16 protein-coding genes and 1 other RNA gene are annotated in these 16659 nt (G+C 58.7%); 4 read left to right on the plus strand and 13 right to left on the minus strand.

The features are described from left to right. Positions 1–47: 47 nt before the first annotated feature. The 11 genes from murG to rsmI all read right to left on the minus strand — a co-directional run bounded on the left by murG (position 48) and on the right by rsmI (position 12069). Positions 48–1142 (minus strand): undecaprenyldiphospho-muramoylpentapeptide beta-N-acetylglucosaminyltransferase, encoded by a 1095-nt coding sequence (gene murG / locus ADS46_RS14030; protein WP_082926092.1) that lies wholly within the window; start codon positions 1140–1142, stop codon positions 48–50. A gap of 20 nt (positions 1143–1162) precedes the next feature. Next, positions 1163–2344, minus strand: coding sequence for a putative lipid II flippase FtsW (gene ftsW / locus ADS46_RS14035; RefSeq protein ID WP_066321065.1), 1182 nt, complete (start codon positions 2342–2344; stop codon positions 1163–1165). Next, positions 2341–3729: a UDP-N-acetylmuramoyl-L-alanine--D-glutamate ligase gene (gene murD / locus ADS46_RS14040; RefSeq protein ID WP_066321066.1), complete on the minus strand. Its 1389-nt coding sequence runs from the start codon at positions 3727–3729 to the stop codon at positions 2341–2343. Before murD ends, ftsW begins: the two co-directional genes overlap by 4 nt. A 56-nt stretch (positions 3730–3785) precedes the next feature. After that, complete coding sequence (gene mraY, locus ADS46_RS14045; protein ID WP_066321067.1) at positions 3786–4868, minus strand: phospho-N-acetylmuramoyl-pentapeptide-transferase; 1083 nt, start codon at positions 4866–4868, stop codon at positions 3786–3788. 9 nt (positions 4869–4877) lie between these two features. Beyond that, positions 4878–6236: a UDP-N-acetylmuramoyl-tripeptide--D-alanyl-D-alanine ligase gene (locus tag ADS46_RS14050; protein WP_066321070.1), complete on the minus strand. Its 1359-nt coding sequence runs from the start codon at positions 6234–6236 to the stop codon at positions 4878–4880. Further along, positions 6237–7721 carry a UDP-N-acetylmuramoyl-L-alanyl-D-glutamate--2,6-diaminopimelate ligase gene (locus ADS46_RS14055; protein WP_066321072.1) on the minus strand — a complete coding sequence of 495 codons (1485 nt, stop codon included), beginning with the start codon at positions 7719–7721 and terminating at the stop codon, positions 6237–6239. A gap of 15 nt (positions 7722–7736) precedes the next feature. After that, entirely contained in the window at positions 7737–9443 is a 1707-nt protein-coding gene (locus tag ADS46_RS14060) for a peptidoglycan D,D-transpeptidase FtsI family protein (protein ID WP_066321074.1), read from the minus strand. Continuing rightward, positions 9440–9775 (minus strand): cell division protein FtsL, encoded by a 336-nt coding sequence (ftsL, locus tag ADS46_RS14065; RefSeq protein WP_066321077.1) that lies wholly within the window; start codon positions 9773–9775, stop codon positions 9440–9442. The genes ADS46_RS14060 and ftsL overlap by 4 nt, the downstream gene beginning before the upstream one ends. A 14-nt stretch (positions 9776–9789) precedes the next feature. Beyond that, positions 9790–10740 carry a 16S rRNA (cytosine(1402)-N(4))-methyltransferase RsmH gene (rsmH, locus tag ADS46_RS14070; RefSeq protein ID WP_066321079.1) on the minus strand — a complete coding sequence of 317 codons (951 nt, stop codon included), beginning with the start codon at positions 10738–10740 and terminating at the stop codon, positions 9790–9792. 80 nt (positions 10741–10820) lie between these two features. Further along, an RNA gene (rnpB, locus tag ADS46_RS14075) (RNase P RNA component class A) lies at positions 10821–11179 on the minus strand. A gap of 32 nt (positions 11180–11211) precedes the next feature. Next, positions 11212–12069, minus strand: coding sequence for a 16S rRNA (cytidine(1402)-2'-O)-methyltransferase (rsmI, locus tag ADS46_RS14080; RefSeq protein WP_066321081.1), 858 nt, complete (start codon positions 12067–12069; stop codon positions 11212–11214). Between the two features lie 110 nt (positions 12070–12179). On the opposite strand from rsmI, the gene ADS46_RS14085 reads away from it, so the two are divergent. Genes ADS46_RS14085 through ADS46_RS14100 form a run of 4 tightly spaced genes read left to right on the plus strand, consistent with a single transcriptional unit; the run spans position 12180 to position 15297 of the window. Continuing rightward, a complete protein-coding gene (locus tag ADS46_RS14085; RefSeq protein WP_066321083.1) occupies positions 12180–13709 on the plus strand; it encodes a penicillin-binding protein activator in 1530 nt (509 codons plus the stop codon). Then, positions 13699–14070 carry a YraN family protein gene (locus ADS46_RS14090; RefSeq protein ID WP_066321085.1) on the plus strand — a complete coding sequence of 124 codons (372 nt, stop codon included), beginning with the start codon at positions 13699–13701 and terminating at the stop codon, positions 14068–14070. Before ADS46_RS14085 ends, ADS46_RS14090 begins: the two co-directional genes overlap by 11 nt. A gap of 21 nt (positions 14071–14091) precedes the next feature. After that, on the plus strand, positions 14092–14679 hold the full coding sequence (locus tag ADS46_RS14095; RefSeq protein ID WP_066321086.1) for a phosphoheptose isomerase: 588 nt from the start codon (positions 14092–14094) through the stop codon (positions 14677–14679). Between the two features lie 33 nt (positions 14680–14712). After that, positions 14713–15297 carry a BON domain-containing protein gene (locus ADS46_RS14100; protein ID WP_066321087.1) on the plus strand — a complete coding sequence of 195 codons (585 nt, stop codon included), beginning with the start codon at positions 14713–14715 and terminating at the stop codon, positions 15295–15297. Between the two features lie 89 nt (positions 15298–15386). Here ADS46_RS14100 and ADS46_RS14105 read toward each other — a convergent pair whose 3' ends face one another. Next, the gene (locus tag ADS46_RS14105; RefSeq protein WP_066321092.1) at positions 15387–15893 is read right to left on the minus strand and encodes a ClpXP protease specificity-enhancing factor; all 507 of its coding nucleotides are present in this window, start codon (positions 15891–15893) and stop codon (positions 15387–15389) included. 53 nt (positions 15894–15946) lie between these two features. After that, a complete protein-coding gene (gene sspA / locus ADS46_RS14110) occupies positions 15947–16573 on the minus strand; it encodes a stringent starvation protein SspA (RefSeq protein WP_066321097.1) in 627 nt (208 codons plus the stop codon). Between the last annotated feature and the right edge of the window lie 86 nt (positions 16574–16659).

Consider the following 16659-nt stretch of genomic DNA (forward strand, 5'->3'; position numbering starts at 1 on the left):
ACCATTGGGGGCGGTCGTTGCTGATGCCGCCTTGGTTTCAGAATGGGTCACACAGTCTCTCCTTGCGGTATGACAGCCAGACACCCCTCGACCAAGTGCTGGGTTGCCTCCAGGTAGGCGGCCTGGCGGGCGTTAGCGGCCATCGCCGCCAGGGTGTCAGGCGTTAATAAGTTTGCCAATTCATGGCTAAGGCGCTCGGCGGTCAACTCGGACTGAACGATGCAAAGCGCCGCTTTTGCCTCGACAAGCACCTGGGCATTGACGCGCTGGTGATCATCCACCGCGAATGGAAAAGGCACCAGCAAGGCTGGCTTGGCCGCGGCTGCCAGCTCTGCAACGGTCAATGCCCCGGCACGACAAACCACCAGATCGGCCCAGTCATAAGCCGCCGCCATATCATCAATAAAAGGTTCAACCCGAGCCTCGACGTCCTGCTCGGCATACCGAGCCGCGGTATCGGCATCCCGCGCCTTGCCGGCCTGATGCCATATAGCCGGCCGCTTTGCAGCCTCCAGGCTGGCGATGGCTTGGGGCAGTCGCTCATTGAGGGCCACGGCACCCAGTGAACCACCGACGACCAACAGGCGCAGAGGACGGCCTGCCATGGTCGCCGAATCGCGCGGGTGATTGCCCAAGGTGGCAATATCGTCGCGGACCGGATTGCCAATCACTTCCGCCCGTTGGCCAAAGGCCTGGGGGAAAGCGGCATAGGTGCGGGTCGCCAGGCGCGACAGGACCCTGTTGGTCAACCCCGCCACGGCGTTCTGCTCATGAATCACCAGTGGAATGCCCAATGTTCTGGCGGCCAGACCACCGGGGCCGCTGGCAAAACCACCCAACCCCACCACAACCTGAGGGTTGAATTCTGCCATGACACGACGGGACTGACGCACCGCGCGGCTCAGGTTCAAGGGTGCCTTCAGCCAGCCTGCAAGGCCGTTACCGCGCAGCCCTGAAATGGCAATGGTATGCAGGGTGATTCCCGCGTCGGGCACCAGGCGGTTTTCAATACCTTTCGGACTACCCAGCCACTCAACTTCGACACCCTGAGCCATCAAGGCCCGCGCCAACGATAAAGCAGGCATCACGTGGCCCCCGGTTCCTCCTGCCATGATGAGCACTCGGCGCGCTGGCTGTGTCACAGGCAACTCCTTAAGCTTGATTATGAGAGGCGTGGTTCACGCCGCGGGCGATAGGGCGTCGAGGCACGTTTAGGCTGTTGGCGCGTTTCCACATCAGTGCGCAACAACAAACCTATCATGACGCCGGTCACCAGCAAGCTGGAACCGCCATAGCTCATCAGTGGTAGCGTCAATCCTTTGGTTGGCAGCAGCCCAGAGCTTACCGCCATGTTGATAAACGCCTGAGCCGCAATAATGAAACCAATACCATAGCTGACATAAGCGCCGAACAGATGCCCTGACAGCTCGGCTCGACGCCCTACCAACATGGCCCGGGCAATCAACAGGGTAAATAACAACACCACTGTGATGGCGCCCAACATCCCCAACTCTTCGGCGACCACTGCAAAAATAAAATCGGTATGCGCCTCGGGGAGGTAATGCAACTTCTGCACGCTGTTGCCAAGCCCGGTACCGGTGACATGACCACGACCAAAGGCAATCAGTGCCTGGGTCAACTGATAGCCGGTCGCAAACTGATCGGCCCAAGGGTCCAAAAAACTGGTCCAGCGAGCCAGCCGATAGGGTTCCAGCGCCACCATCATCACCGCCCCCGTCGCCAACAGGCTGCCACTACCGATCAATAGGGTTAGCGACGCCCCCGCCATCATCAGCATCCCAATAACGCAGGCTGTAAACACCACCATGCCGCCAAAATCAGGTGCCAAAAATAATAGCCCGGTCGGCACGGCCAATACGGCCAGTGGCCGCCACATACTGAACGGCTTGCGCCTGAGGTCGTAGGTAAAGCGCGACATAAAAGCCGCCATGTAGAGAATCAAGCCAATCTTGGCGAGCTCGGATACCTGCAGGCTCGGCAATGGACCGGGCAGCGCAATCCAGCGTTTGCTGCCGTTGATTTCCTGACCGATGAACAGCACCAGTGTGAGAAGGAAAATATTGACAAGCAGAATCAAGCTGGCGTTTTGACGCCATACTTCCAATGGAAGACACAGCATCACCAGGCACGCTGCTATGCCAAGCAGCAAAAACACACCATGTTGCTGTGCATAGTGATAACTGTTGTCAACCAACCCGATAGAGGCAGAACTCACCATCACCCAACCGAAGCCCGCCAGCGCCACCGCCACCACAATCAACCAAATATCACAGGATGCCCCCTGGGTAGACAGTGCCTGGCGTAGATCCCCTAGTCGCTTCATGACGTTGCCTCGTGGACGAATCGTGCTTTTTGCTCTACCCAGTGACGAAAGGCATCGCCTCTTGCCTGGTAATTAACGAATTGATCCAGACTCGCACAGGCCGGCGACAGCAGCACGCAGTCCCCGGGTTTCGCAAGCGCGTACGCTTCTTGCATGGCATGCGCCAGATCCGCCACCAGACGCGTCTCAACGTGACCCGACAACGCCTCATCCAGACGTAATGCATCCTGGCCGAACAAGATAACGCAGCGTGCGTTGGCGCTTAATGGCGCCGCCAGGGGAGAAAAATCGGCCCCTTTGCCGACACCGCCTGCCAGCAATATCAACCGACCATTCAAGTCGGCGCCAATGCCTTCAATGGCCGCAAGGGTCGCTCCCACGTTGGTCCCCTTGCTATCGTTCACCCATTTCACGCCGTCGAGTTCGGCGATCAGCTCGCTGCGGTGGGGCAAACCTTTGAATGCCTTTAATGCCTCGCACATGGCCGCTCGATCAAACCCCAGTGCGTCTCCCATGGCCAGAGCGGCCAACCCGTTAAGGTAATGATGCTGGCCCACCATCGCCAACTGATCGGCGGCAAGCCAAGGCGCTTTACCCTTCATCAGGGTTAGCCGTCCCTGCGCTAATGCCAACCCCAGATCACGACCGCTTGGCGGCTGACTGCCAAAGCGCGTCAGCTCGGCCACCGGCTGGTTGGGAAACGTCATTGGGTCATCGGCATTGACGACAGCATGCTGCGCACCGCGAAAAATGGCTTGCTTGGCACGACAATAGCCTTGCATGTCACCATGTCGATCCAGGTGATCTTCCGATAAGTTTAAAAAGGCGGCTACCGCCGCCCCAAGGCGGGGGGTGGTTTCGAGCTGGAAACTGGAAAGTTCGAGGATGAATAGCTCAGCGTCAGGCTGTTGCTCCAATAGATCCAGTGCCGGGGTGCCGAGATTTCCGCCTACAGCGGCTTTGACACCTGACGCCTGGGCCATCTGCCCGAGCAGGGTCGTCACGCTTGATTTGGCATTCGAGCCGGTAATCGCGGCAATGGGCGCGGACGCCGCACGCACAAACAGGGCCATTTCGCCGACCAGCCGGGGGTCACCAGTGCGAGGGTTCATCTGCGCCGCCAGCGGCGCTAACGTTGGATGATGAGGGTCGACACCCGGGCTCACCACGACCTCTTCCACCGCTTCAATATCCAGGGCCTCAAGGGGGCCGCAATGAACGCTAACGTCGGGATGGGCACGGTAGAAATCAGCCATTTCGGGCGGTTCCTCGCGGGTATCCGCCACCATGAAGGGCACGCCCTGTCGCGCCAAATGACGACATATTGCCCGCCCCGAGAGTCCCAACCCCACGACGAGCGTTATTCCTGGTGGAACGTGAACCATCCCGGCTCCCTCATACCGACCCATGTCGGGCCCGGTCGCATTGAAAATGAAAAAACTTAACGAACTTTAAGCGTGGCCAGCCCCAGCAGCACCAGCACCACGGTAATGATCCAGAAGCGCACGATCACCCGAGGTTCTGGCCAGCCTTTCAGCTCATAGTGGTGATGCAAAGGCGCCATTCGGAATATCCGGCGCCCAGTGAGCTTGTAAGAGCCCACCTGCAAAATGACCGAGACGGTTTCAAGCACGAAAATACCGCCCATAATGAACAACACGATTTCCTGGCGGACAATAACAGCCACGACGCCAAGCGCAGCGCCCAGAGCAAGCGCTCCCACGTCGCCCATAAAGACTTGTGCAGGGTAGGTATTGAACCAAAGAAACCCAAGCCCGGCGCCCGCTATCGTTGCGCAAAAGACGGCCAGTTCGCCGGTACCCAGGATAAACGGGATATGCAGGTAGTCAGCGAAAAGCGCGTTGCCGCTGGCATAGGCAAAAATCGCCAGCCCCATCGCCACCAGCACCGTCGGCATGATGGCCAAGCCATCCAGACCATCGGTCAGGTTGACGGCATTGGAGCTGCCGACAATCACCAGATAGGTTAACAGGATATAAAAAATGCCCAGAGGAATCGCAACGTCTTTGAGCGTCGGTATCAGCAGGCTGGTTTCCACTGCCGAGGCCGCTGTAAAGTAAAGAATCAGTGCCGCACTCAAGCCCACCACCGATTGCCAGAAATACTTCCAGCGCGCCGGTAACCCCCGGGGATTTTTCTCGACCACCTTGCGGTAATCATCTATCCAGCCAATCGCGCCAAAACCCAGTGTCACCCCTAGCACGACCCATACGTAGTGATTGGTCAGATCCCCCCACATCAAGGTGCTGATCGCCATGGCCATCAGAATCATCGCCCCACCCATGGTCGGCGTACCGGCCTTTGAGAGGTGTGATTGCGGACCGTCATCACGCACGGCCTGGCCAATTTGCCCCTCGACCAGCCGCCTTATTACCCAGGGCCCCAGCCATAGGCACAGAAACAGCGCTGTCAGGGCGGCTAGAATCACCCGCAAGGTTAAATAGTTGAAAACCTGGAAGGCAGATTGATACTGCGACAGAAAATTCGCCAAGTGAAGTAACATGAACGGCGTTTACCTTATCTCATCCGTGCGCAGGGCGGTGACAATTTGTTCCATGCCTGCGCTGCGCGACCCTTTTACCAACAAGCTGGCATTGGGCGGCAACGTATTGTGAAGATGACGCACAAGCGTCGCGTGATCATTAAAATGCAACCCACCATCAAAGGCATCGCTGGCCGGCTTGGCAGCTTCCCCCAGCGTTAACAGCAGATCGACCCCCAACTGCGCCGCATATTGGCCGATGTCCGCGTGCAAGGCGCTGGAATCACTACCCAGCTCCCCCATTGCCCCCAAGGCACACCAGTGCGGCCCCGGCAGGCTCATCAACGTCTCCAGCGCGGCCTTCACCGCGCCAGGGTTGGCGTTGTAGCTATCATCAAGCAGGTTTACACCGCGCAGCCCGGGTAGCACACCAAGCCGGTTGGGCAGTGCAGACAGGCGCGCCAGGCGCTCGATCACCTGCGCTGGCGGCACCCCCAGAGAGAACGCCGCCGCCGCTGCCGCGAGCGCATTACTCACATTATGCTTGCCCAGCAGCGGTAACTGTACCCGCCCAAGGGATCGCCCTTGATAGTTAAGCGTGAAAGCATAACGCCCTTGGGAGTCACAGGAAAGCGCTTCGGCCCAGATATCCGCCGGTCCCTTGATGCTGAAGCTGATCACATGACGCGGCGCAGCACAGACTGCCCAGTAGGCAAAATAATGATCGTCGAGATTTAAAACCGCCACGCCATCGTCCGCCAAACCGCTCAGCACTTCCCCCTTGGCCTGGGCAATTTGCCCCATCCCGCCAAACTCGCCGACATGAGCACCGGTAACATTGGTAATAACGGCGACCTGTGGCCGAGCCAGACGCGTCGTCCAGGCAATTTCCCCCAGGTGATTGGCCCCCAACTCAACCACCGCCGCCTGATGGTCCGGCGTCAACGCCAGCAAGGTTAATGGCGCCCCAATGTCGTTATTGAGGTTTCCCTGGGTGGAATGAACCGCGCCCAGCGGTGCCAGCAAGGCGGCCGTCATGTCTTTCACCGTGGTTTTGCCACTGTTGCCGGTCACCGCGACCAGAGGGCCCTGCCAGTCTTCGCGCACGGCGGCAGACATCAACCCCAATCCCAGACGGGTATCAGGACACACCAACTGTGGCAGCGAGCTATTCACAGGCGCCTCCACCAGCGCCGCCGCCGCGCCCGCCTGTTGCGCCTCGGCCAATAGATCATGACCGTCAAACCGCGGCCCCTTGAGGGCGACAAACAGGCCTCCCGCCACCATCTTGCGTGTGTCGGTGACGACAGTGCTGATGGGCATGTCCGCCAAGGATGGCGGCGCTTCAACGGCGAGCGCCGCCGCCACGCGACCGAGCGTCCAGTTCATCTAGAGCGCCTCCCGAGCGGCCAGCGCTGACTGCACGGCCTCCCCATCATGGTAGGGATAGCGCACCCCCTTGATTTCCTGATAGGGCTCATGACCTTTACCCGCCACCAGAATGACATCGTCAGGGTTGGCGTGACGGACCGCATAAGCAATCGCCTCGCCTCGCTCGGCTATTTCCAGCGGCTTAGCCTTCTGACTGAAGCCTGCCAGAATATCAGCGCGTATGCTTTCGGCAGACTCACCCCGGGGATTATCATCCGTCACGATCACGCCATCCGCATGCGCTTCTGCTACACGCGCCATTTCGGCGCGCTTGCCGGTATCACGTTCACCGCCACAGCCGAACACGCACCATAATTTGCCCGCATGCCCATCAAGGGCGCGCAGTGCGTTATCGAGCGCATCCGGCGTGTGGGCATAATCGATCACTACGCTGGGGGCGCCCGCCTGGCGGTAGCATTCCATGCGCCCCGGCACCGGGTGAAGCGACTCTGCCGCTTTGAACAGTGAATCCAATGGTTCGCCCAGGCCGTATAGCGTTGCCATGGCCAGCAAGACGTTATCCAGGTTAAAGCGCCCCATCAGCGACAGCGACAGCGTTTTTTCACCATCGGGCGTAGCGATCAGTGCCTGCTGGCCTTCACTATGCGGATTCCAGCCCACCACGCGTAGCGTGACGGCCTCTTCGGTGCCTGTCGCCAGGACACGCACGTGGCTATCACAACCCGCCAACATCAGACGCACGAGCGGGTCATCACCATTCATCACGGCAAGGGCAAGCTCAGTACGCCGGAATAACTTGGCCTTGGCAGCCGCATAGGCAGCCATGCTGCCATGATAATCCAGATGATCACGGCTCAAATTGGTAAACACGGCGGTCGTGATATCAACGCTATCCAGCCGGGATTGATCAAGGGCATGGGATGACACTTCCAGCGCCACACGCTTGACACCCTGACGAGCCAGCCCGCCCAGCGCTGCATGCATGGCAAGGGCGCCCGGCGTCGTAAGCCCGGTATCGCTCAGCGCACCCAAGCGGCCTACGCCCAGGGTGCCGATGACACCAGCCGGTGTCCCGAGCGCATCGCTCAATGCAGCAATGTAGTGCGTCACCGAGCTTTTGCCATTAGTTCCCGTGACACCGATAACCTCGGGGCCTTCAGGCAGTTGAAACAGCGCACGCCCAAGCTCCCCGAGCCGCCGTGTCAGATAAGGTAACTGCAGGACACGGCCATCGAGGGTGATATCACCATGGCTGGCATGGGCAAGCACCAGGCCCGCACCTGCCTCAAGGGCGCTATCAATAAAATCGCGACCGTCTAGCTGGCCGCCTGGAACGGCCACAAAAATATCGCCAGGGGCGATCTGGCGAGAATCGCTGGTGATATTGATATTGTCGGACAACGATGGCAGCGTTGCGGGCAGCCCACCGGCTGGCCACACCTTGGCGAGCGCTTGTATCACCTCATTCGGGCTAAGCGTCATGCAATCTCCTTCCCACTATTCCGCCTCTCGATCAGGAGGCACGTCCAATAACCTTAGCGCATTACCTGTCACACTTGAGAATACCGGCGCCGCCACGGCACCTCCGTAGAATTCGCCTGCCTTGGGATGGTCGATCATGACCACCGTCACGATGCGCGGGTCCGAGATCGGGGCAATCCCGGCAAACACGCTGCGGTAGGCGTCTTTTGCATATCCCCCCTGGCTGGATTTACGGACCGTCCCGGTCTTGCCGCCTACACGATAACCTTCAACCCGCGCTCGTCGGCCGCCCGTATAAGCGGCTACCGAGCTTTCCAGAATATCCAGCAAGTCATTCGCAACCCCGGGTTCTATTGCGGGAATGCCTTGGGGCGACTCGGAAAGACGCAGCAGCGAGGGCGGCAAGCGCTTGCCGTCATTGGCAAGCGCCGTATAGGCACTCGCCAACTGAACGGCTGAAACCGAGAGGCCGTAGCCATAGGACATTGCGGCCCGCTCGCTGCGCGACAGACGTATCGGTGAGGGCAAGTGGCCGGTGGCTTCGCCGGGAAATCCCGTTTCCATACTTTGGCCAAGGCCAAGCTGCCGATACTTTTCCCAGATCTCAGTGTCATCAAGCTCAAGGGCAAGATGCGACATGCCAATATTGGACGACTTTTCGAGAATGCCCGCTAGATCCAGCTCACCGTAATCACGAAAATCGCGGATCGTGTACTCGTCGATCCGCATCCAGCCCGGTGACGTGTCCACAACGGTATCGCGATCAAAACCCTCGTTTTCCAACACTGCCGACATCGCCAGCGGCTTCATCACCGAGCCAGGCTCGAAAACATCGACCAGCGCCTGGTTGCGCAGCCCGCGAGGGTCGAGCCCTGCCCGATTGTTCGGGTTATAGGAAGGCAGATTGACCATGGCCAGCACTTCGCCGCTGCGGGCGTCCATCATGACCAGGACACCGCCATCCGCCTTGTTTTCAACGACCGCTGACCGGAGCTCCCGATAGGCCATGTATTGCAAACGCTGATCAATTGAGAGGGTCAAGTCGCCGCCCGGCTGAGCTTCACGGATGACATCCAGTTCCCTGACCAGCCGACCACGTCGATCCTTGATAATGCGTCGCTGCCCAGGACGACCGGCCAGATGAGACTGGTAGGCAAGCTCGAGCCCTTCCTGTCCGACATCATCAACGTTGGTCACGCCAAGCAGTTGTGCCGCGACTTCACCCGCAGGGTAGTAGCGCTTGTATTCACGCTGAGGGTAGACCCCAGGCGTGCGCAAATCGAGGATACGCTGAGCGGCTTCAGGCGTCATTTGGCGCCGCAGGTACATGAACTCGTGGTCGCTGTAGCGCGCCACCCGGGCTTCAAACGACTCCAGCGACATACCCAGCGCCTGCGCCAGGACAATGCGTTGAATCGCATCGTCGGGGAGTTCTTGAGGGTTCGCCCAAAGCGTTACTACAGGCGTAGAGATCGCCAGCGGCTCGCCATTGCGGTCAGTAATCATCCCCCGGTGGGCGGGGATGACTTCATTGCGCAACGTGCGCGCATCCCCCTGGCTTTGCAGAAAAGGACGGTCGATCACCTGCAGTAAGGTGATCCGCCCTATCAGGACTGCAGCTGCTAGGCCGATAAGCAGCATGACGAAGAAAAACCGCCCCCCCGGTAGCGGGGGGGCGACAGGCGCTTGGCGTGAACTGACGCCCCGGCGCTGAGTGCTCATGGCCGAATTACCTCAACGTCGTCAACATCGGGAATGCGCATCCCCAGACGCTGTGTGGCAATCTGCTCTATACGCGCAGGCGTTGACCACGCGCCTTCCTCCAACAGCAGCTGCCCCCATTCGGTGTTCAACTGGCTCCGCTCTTGCTCTAGTTGCTGTAGCTCGGCGTACTGCCCCCGCGTCGCATGGGTCGTCACGACGACGCCAAAAGCCGTTGCCAGGCAGGCTAAAAAAAGCAGGCTCAGTGCCACTGGCCAGGGCCGCAGGCGCAAAGGAAACGGCCATCCAGCCTGTAAAGAAGACCACCACCGATCAAGTTGCTCCAAGCTCATGCTGACATCCGTGATCACTTTCGTTTACGCGCGGCGCGCATGACCGCACTACGGGCTCGCGGGTTTTCGGCCACCTCGTCATCGCTTGGCCGTTTTCCTTTACCCAGCGCCTCGAGACGACGGTTCAACTGGTCATCACGAATCGGCACGCCCTTGGGTAGATGGGTATCGCCCCGCACATGGTGGCGAATAAATCGCTTGACCCGGCGATCCTCGAGCGAATGGAAGCTGATGACCACCAGATGGCCACCTGGCGCCAAGGCCTCGAGGGCAGCTTCTAGCGCCGCATCCAGCTGCTCCAACTCGCCGTTTAAGTAAATCCGCAACCCCTGAAAAGCTTTCGTGGCGGGATGACGGCCTTTTTCCCAGGCAGGATGGGCAGCTTTCAGCACGTCGGCCAAGTCCACCGTATGCGTAAAGGGCGCCTCGACACGTCGATTGACGACCGCCCGCGCGAGTCGTTTTCCAAAGCGTTCCTCACCAGAGGCTTTGAATACGTGCGCGATGGTGGCTTCACTGGCGTGAGCAAGAAATTCCGCGGCGCTTTCACCCTGGCTGGGATCCATGCGCATGTCCAGCGGGCCATTGCGCATAAAGCTGAACCCCCGCTCAGGGTCATCAAGCTGTGGTGATGATACGCCAACATCAAGCAGAATCCCGGCAAGCTTGCCATGCACGCCTTGCTCGCGGGCAACGTCGGCGAGCCGGGCAAAGTCGCGCTGCACCATGGTAAATCGTGAGTCGGCAATCTCCGACGCCGCCGCCACAGCCTGAGGATCCCGGTCAAGGGCAATCAAGCGCCCTGCCTCATTCAAGCGCGACAGGATGACCCGGGAATGGCCGCCACGGCCAAAGGTGCCGTCAAGGTATACGCCATCAGGTTGATGCACGAGGACATCGACGGCGCCGTCCAGTAGCACACTGGTGTGTTCGAATTGAGCGCTAGCCTGGTCAGATGACGGCATGGTAAAGCTCGCAGATAGTACAGCTCACAGACAGTACACTCACAGGGTAATGGGGGGCATGCCTGGGCATGCCCCGATGAATGGGGAGTCGGCCGATAAGCCGGGTTCTGTCGTGGACAGTCATTCCTCTAGGCGCTGCGTTACCACAGCGCTCAAGCAACCTACCCGGACCCAGCGCGGGCCACGCCATTGGGTCCCTATTTGGTCTTGCTCCGAGTGGGGTTTACCTTGCCACGCACTGTTGCCAGGCGCGCGGTGCGCTCTTACCGCACCCTTTCACCCTTACCGGCCCCGAAGGGCTTAGGCGGTCTACTCTCTGCTGCACTTTCCATCGGCTCACGCCGCCCAGGCGTTACCTGGCACTCTGCCCTATGGAGCCCGGACTTTCCTCCCCCAACACCTTTTTAGGGGTATCAGCGGCGACTGTCTGGCCAACTCCGGCGGCAAGCATACCAGCGCCCAACGTTCGCCTCAATGCTCGCCTTTCATGCCTTGCAAGCGGGCATACCAGGTTTGCTTACGACCGCCGAACAGCCGGGCGGCAACGCTTGCCGCCTGCTTGACACCAACCCCTTCTCCAAGCAACGCCTCAAGCAGGGTGTCGGCGTCAATCGCCTGCTGCTCACTTTGCGCTACCGGCGGCGCACCCGCGACGATCACCACGAACTCACCACGCGCCTGATTGGGGTCGTTGGACAACTGCGCCAGTAACGCCGCTGGCGTACCGTGAAGAAATGTCTCGAAGGTTTTGGTCAACTCGCGAGCCAGGACAACCTCGCGGCCTTCCAACTGTTCATGCAAGGCTTCCAGTGTATGCACGATACGATGCGGGGATTCGTAAAATACCAGCGTCTCCTCGCGCACCTTCCAGGCCTCCAGTGCTTGCCGTCTCGCGCCGGGCTTGGCCGGTAGAAACCCACCAAATACAAATCGGTCGGTAGGCAAGCCAGCCGCAGACAACGCGGTAATCAGTGCGCAGGGCCCAGGTATCGGCACGACATGGCGGTTGCGGGCGCGAAGCTCGCGCACCAACACGAACCCCGGGTCGCTGATCAGCGGCGTCCCGGCGTCGCTGATCAAGGCAATATCCTCCCCCGCTTCAAGATAGCGATCCAGGCTCTCGACCCGCCGCTCCTCGTTGTGTTCGTGCAACGATATCATCGGCTTATTCAAGCCCAGATGCGACAACAAGCGGGCGCTGTGACGGGTATCCTCAGCGGCAACGCGTGTCACTTCACCCAGCAGTCGCACGGCGCGGGCAGAAAGATCATCCAAATTCCCAATCGGCGTGGCGACCACGTACAATGTACCCGGTGGTGTGTGTGTCATCATGACTCCCAATTCGTCAATGGCTTGCCCCTCGGTACGCTATGCTTGTGCAATAGTCGCCAAATCGTTGACAAGCAGCGACGGCGCAAATGGAAACTAAGGAAGGATACATGAAACAGTCATTACGTGGCTTTCTTGCCGCTACGCTCATGGCGCTTTTCGTTGCGGGTTGTGCGATGCAGCCCCCCAGCGTCGTAGATCGAGTACCCGACGAGGATCCCGGCCGCCTGCTTAGCCAGGCGCAAGAACAGGCGCCGGGAGAAGCCGCCAGAACGCGCCTCGAGGCGGCGAATATTTTTGCCCGCCAGGGCCAACGCGAAGACGCCTTTGAGGCGGCTGGCGCCATTGATGAACAAGCGCTCTCCGAAGCCAACCGTGTTCGCTGGGCACTACTCTTTTCCGAGTTGGCCCGCGCACTCAATGAACCTGACAGTGTTTTGCGCGCCACCCAAGTGCTTGATGACGAGCTGCCGATGCAGTCCGACCAGCAGCGTACGCTTGAAGACCGTCAACGCTGGGCACGCGAAGCGCTCGACAAACCCGACCCCGAACGCTTTGCACTACCAGAACTGGAAGGCGAAACGATCAATCGTATCCTCGTGGCACTTCCCGAATCCGGCGCACTCAGCAGCGTCGCCGAGACTATTGCCTCCGCCTTGCGTCGCCATCACGACATCCAGGGCGACGACGTACAGCTGAGCTTTCTGGATGCTTCTCAGTACTCGCTCAACGAGCTTTACGACCGCGCCCAGCAGATGAACACACAGGTGATGATTGGACCGCTGGACAAGGAACAGGTCACTCAGCTTGAACAGCGCGACAGCGTTCCCGTGCCAACATTGGCGCTCAACTACGGTAGCGGCGAGCGCAATCAAGCCAAGCGGCTTTTCCAATACGGTCTTTCGGCTGAAGACGAAGCGCGTCAAGCCGCACGCCGCGCCTGGCAGGATGGCCACCGCCAAATGGCACTTATGGTACCTGATAACAATTGGGGGCAGCGTGTCGGTGAAGCCTTCTGGAACGAGTGGCATCGCCAGGGAGGCGAGATCAGCAACGCCGTGCGCTATAACCCTGACAACCCGGTGTCTGATGCGGTAAAGACGGCTTTGAACGTTCGCGGTGAGCGCGCCCAGTTGAATGAGATTGATGCCCTTTTCCTGCTCGCGCTACCTGACTATGCTCGCCAGGTGCCGCCCACCATGGATTACTATTACGCGCCCGACCTTCCCATCTATGCGACTTCCCACCTTCACGAAGGGCGGGGTCAGACGCGCCTTGATCAGGACCTCAATGACGTCATGTTCATGGACATCCCCTGGCAAATTCCCGATGCCGCCGTGGGTGGTGAAGAAGTGCTGCCCTTCTACGACAGCTACCAGCGGCTAAGAGAAGAGCCCGACGCCTCGATGTTCCGCTTAATGGCCATGGGTGTCGATGCCTATGAGATTGCCACTCGCCTTTCTGATTTTTCTGCACTGGAAGGCTTCGATGGCAGCACCGGCAGGCTGTTTCTCACCGCCGACGGCAGGATTTATCGCGAGCTGCCCTGGGCCAAGTTCCAGAACGGCACACCTGCGCCGATTTTAATCCCCGGCTTGATGAGCAGTGAAGAAGACAACGACGAACGCGATGACGACTAGCTCAAAGACGGCGCGAGCGCGCGGGCAGGCCATTGAGCAGCTGGCAGCTCAATGGCTGGAGCAGCAAGGGTTACGTTTAATCGCCAGCAATCACCATGTTAAAGGCGGTGAGCTTGACCTGATCATGCAAGATGCGGATATTCTGGTCTTCGTAGAGGTCAAACATCGCAAATCGAGCCGCTATGGGCATCCTCTAGAGTCCGTAACCGCTCAAAAACGGCAGCGGCTTATCCGGGCCGCACGCCTTTATCTGGCCTCGAAACGATGCCCGTCAGCGTGTCGTTTTGATGTTATCGCCATGACCGGCACACCCCCTCAGATGGAAGTCGAGTGGGTAAAAGCCGCTTTTGACGCCTTTTGAATTGACAACCAGGAAGCCCTAATGGACTTTCAACCACGCATACTGGACCACTTCAACGCCAGCATTGATACCAAAACCTACGCCAGCGAGGTGCTGCCGCCTTTTATCGAGGTCGCCAGTCAGATGATGGTGCAATGCCTGGTAAGCGAAGGCAAAATTCTCGCCTGTGGAAACGGCGGCAGCGCGGGGGATAGCCAACATTTTTCGTCGGAGCTGCTTAACCGCTTTGAGCGCGAGCGGCCGAGCTTACCGGCGCTGGCGTTAACCACGGATACCTCCACGCTAACCTCGATCGCCAATGACTACACGTATAACGAAGTGTTCTCTAAACAAATCAGGGCGCTAGGTCAGCCAGGCGACATTCTTCTGGCCATTTCAACCAGCGGCAACTCGGCTAATATTGTGCAGGCCATACAAGCCGCTCACGACCGGGACATGACGGTCGTGGCGTTAACCGGCCGGGATGGCGGTGACATGGCATCGCTACTGGGTCAGGATGACTGCGAAATTCGTGTGCCCGCCACCTCCACGGCACGCATCCAGGAAGTGCACTTGTTGGTCATCCACTGCCTTTGCGACTTGATCGATGAGCAACTCTTCGGCGGCTAACCAGCCCTGCCGATAATGAAAAGGAACCTATCAATGACTTCAAAACTCTCAGCCTCGCGTTTTTCCCGTTTGTTAATGGCAGCCACTCTGGGGGCCAGTATTCTGCTCGCAGGCTGCGCGACCAATACCGCCGTCGATGCTTCAAACTACGGTCAACGCGGCGAAGACGTGGCTGCCATTGATCAAACGATTGAACGAGAAGTCGGGCGTGCGCTGGATCGAGCTGACGGACGGCTGGGTGATGCTCGCATTCGCCCCCACAGCTTTAATGGCGTCGTTCTGCTGGTGGGCCAAGTGCCCAGCGAAGAGCTGCGCGAGATGGCCGAAAACGTCACCGCTGACATACGTGGCGTCAATGACGTACACAACGAGCTGACGGTATCGGCCCGCTTACCCAGCACCCAGCGCTTGACCGATACCTGGTTAACCACCAACGTGATCGCTCAGCTGGCAACCAATGACCGAATTGACTCTTCAAAACTCAAGGTCACGACTGAAAACGCCAGCGTTTACATCATGGGCATGGTATCGCGTGAAGAAGCGGATCGCATCGTCAATACGGCCTCCAACGTGGCAGGTGTCCAGCGGATTGTGAAAGTCTTCGAGTACATCGACTGAACCCGATACCCAAAGCAACCAAAAAAGCCTCGCTGTTTTGAACAGCGAGGCTTTTTTGTTTAGGAACGCTTAAGAAAGAAACTATCGTGTTACTTCACTACCCGCAGCGATGGTTTTTTCTTGCTGGGCTTATCCTTTGATTCACTGCCTGATTCCGGCGTTTTCGTTGACGTTTCCTCAGATGTTGAATCCGCTTCGCCGGTTGATTCCGTCGCAGCCAGCGTTGGCTTACTTGGCGAAGACGCTTCATCAGCCGCTTCTTCTTCGCCCTCGAGCGGGGTTAATTCCGGCTCGTGGCCGAACACCATACCAGCACCGTTTTCCCGGGCATAAATCGCGATGAGTGCTGGCGTGGGAATCATCACCTGCATGGGCTGCCCGCCAAAGCGCGCATTAAAACCGATGGCCTGGTTTTCCATAAACAGGTCGCGAACCGCTGTAGGCGCAACATTGAGTACGATTTGGCCGTTTTGCACGAATTGACGCGGCACTTCAACACCGGGCTGCGTGGCATCCACGACCAGGTGGGGCGTGAGCTCGTTGTCAAGCAACCACTCGTAAAGCGCTCGGGCAATATAAGGACGGCTCGATTTCATCTCGTCTCGCTCCTACCAGAGAGAAGGCCCCGCCAGGCGAGGCCTGAGTGGGTTCAGGCACGCATCTCTTTTTCGCGCTCGTTCAAGGCGGCTTTAAATGCGTCTCGCTCAAACACCCGCGACATATAGCTCATCAGCGGCTTTACCTGTTTTTCCGGCAGCTCGATGTTCAGTGCCGGCAAACGCCATAGGATCGGCGCCAGGCAGCAGTCCACCAAGGTGAACTCGTCGCTCATGAAATACGGCATGTCTTCGAAAATAGGCGAAATGCCAACAAGACTTTCGCGCAGCTCTTTACGTGCTTTCTCTGCTTCTTTTTTCCCACCGCTGGTGATTTGCTCGACCAACGGGCACCACTCGCGTTCGATACGATGCATCCAGAGACGGCTCTGCGCACGCGCCACAGGATAGACAGGCAATAGTGGCGGATGCGGAAAACGCTCATCCAGATATTCCATCATGACCTTCGACTCGTAAAGCACCAGATCGCGGTCCAGCAGCGTAGGCACACTGTTGTACGGATTCAAGTCGGCGAGCTCGTCAGGGACATTCTCGTCGGAGACATCGACGACGTCGACAGCCACCCCCTTCTCAGCCAGTACAATGCGGACACGATGACTGAAATGATCATCATTACCTGAATAAAAAATCATCGACGACCGTTTGGCCACAACTCCCATGAAACCATCCTCGCAACGAATCAATCTTGAATAATAACACGTCCACCCCACCCTTGGGGAAGGCAACGCCATGCATTACGTTAAAG

It is taken from the genome of Halomonas sp. G11 (genome assembly GCF_001663515.1).
Classification (GTDB): Bacteria; Pseudomonadota; Gammaproteobacteria; order Pseudomonadales; family Halomonadaceae; genus Vreelandella.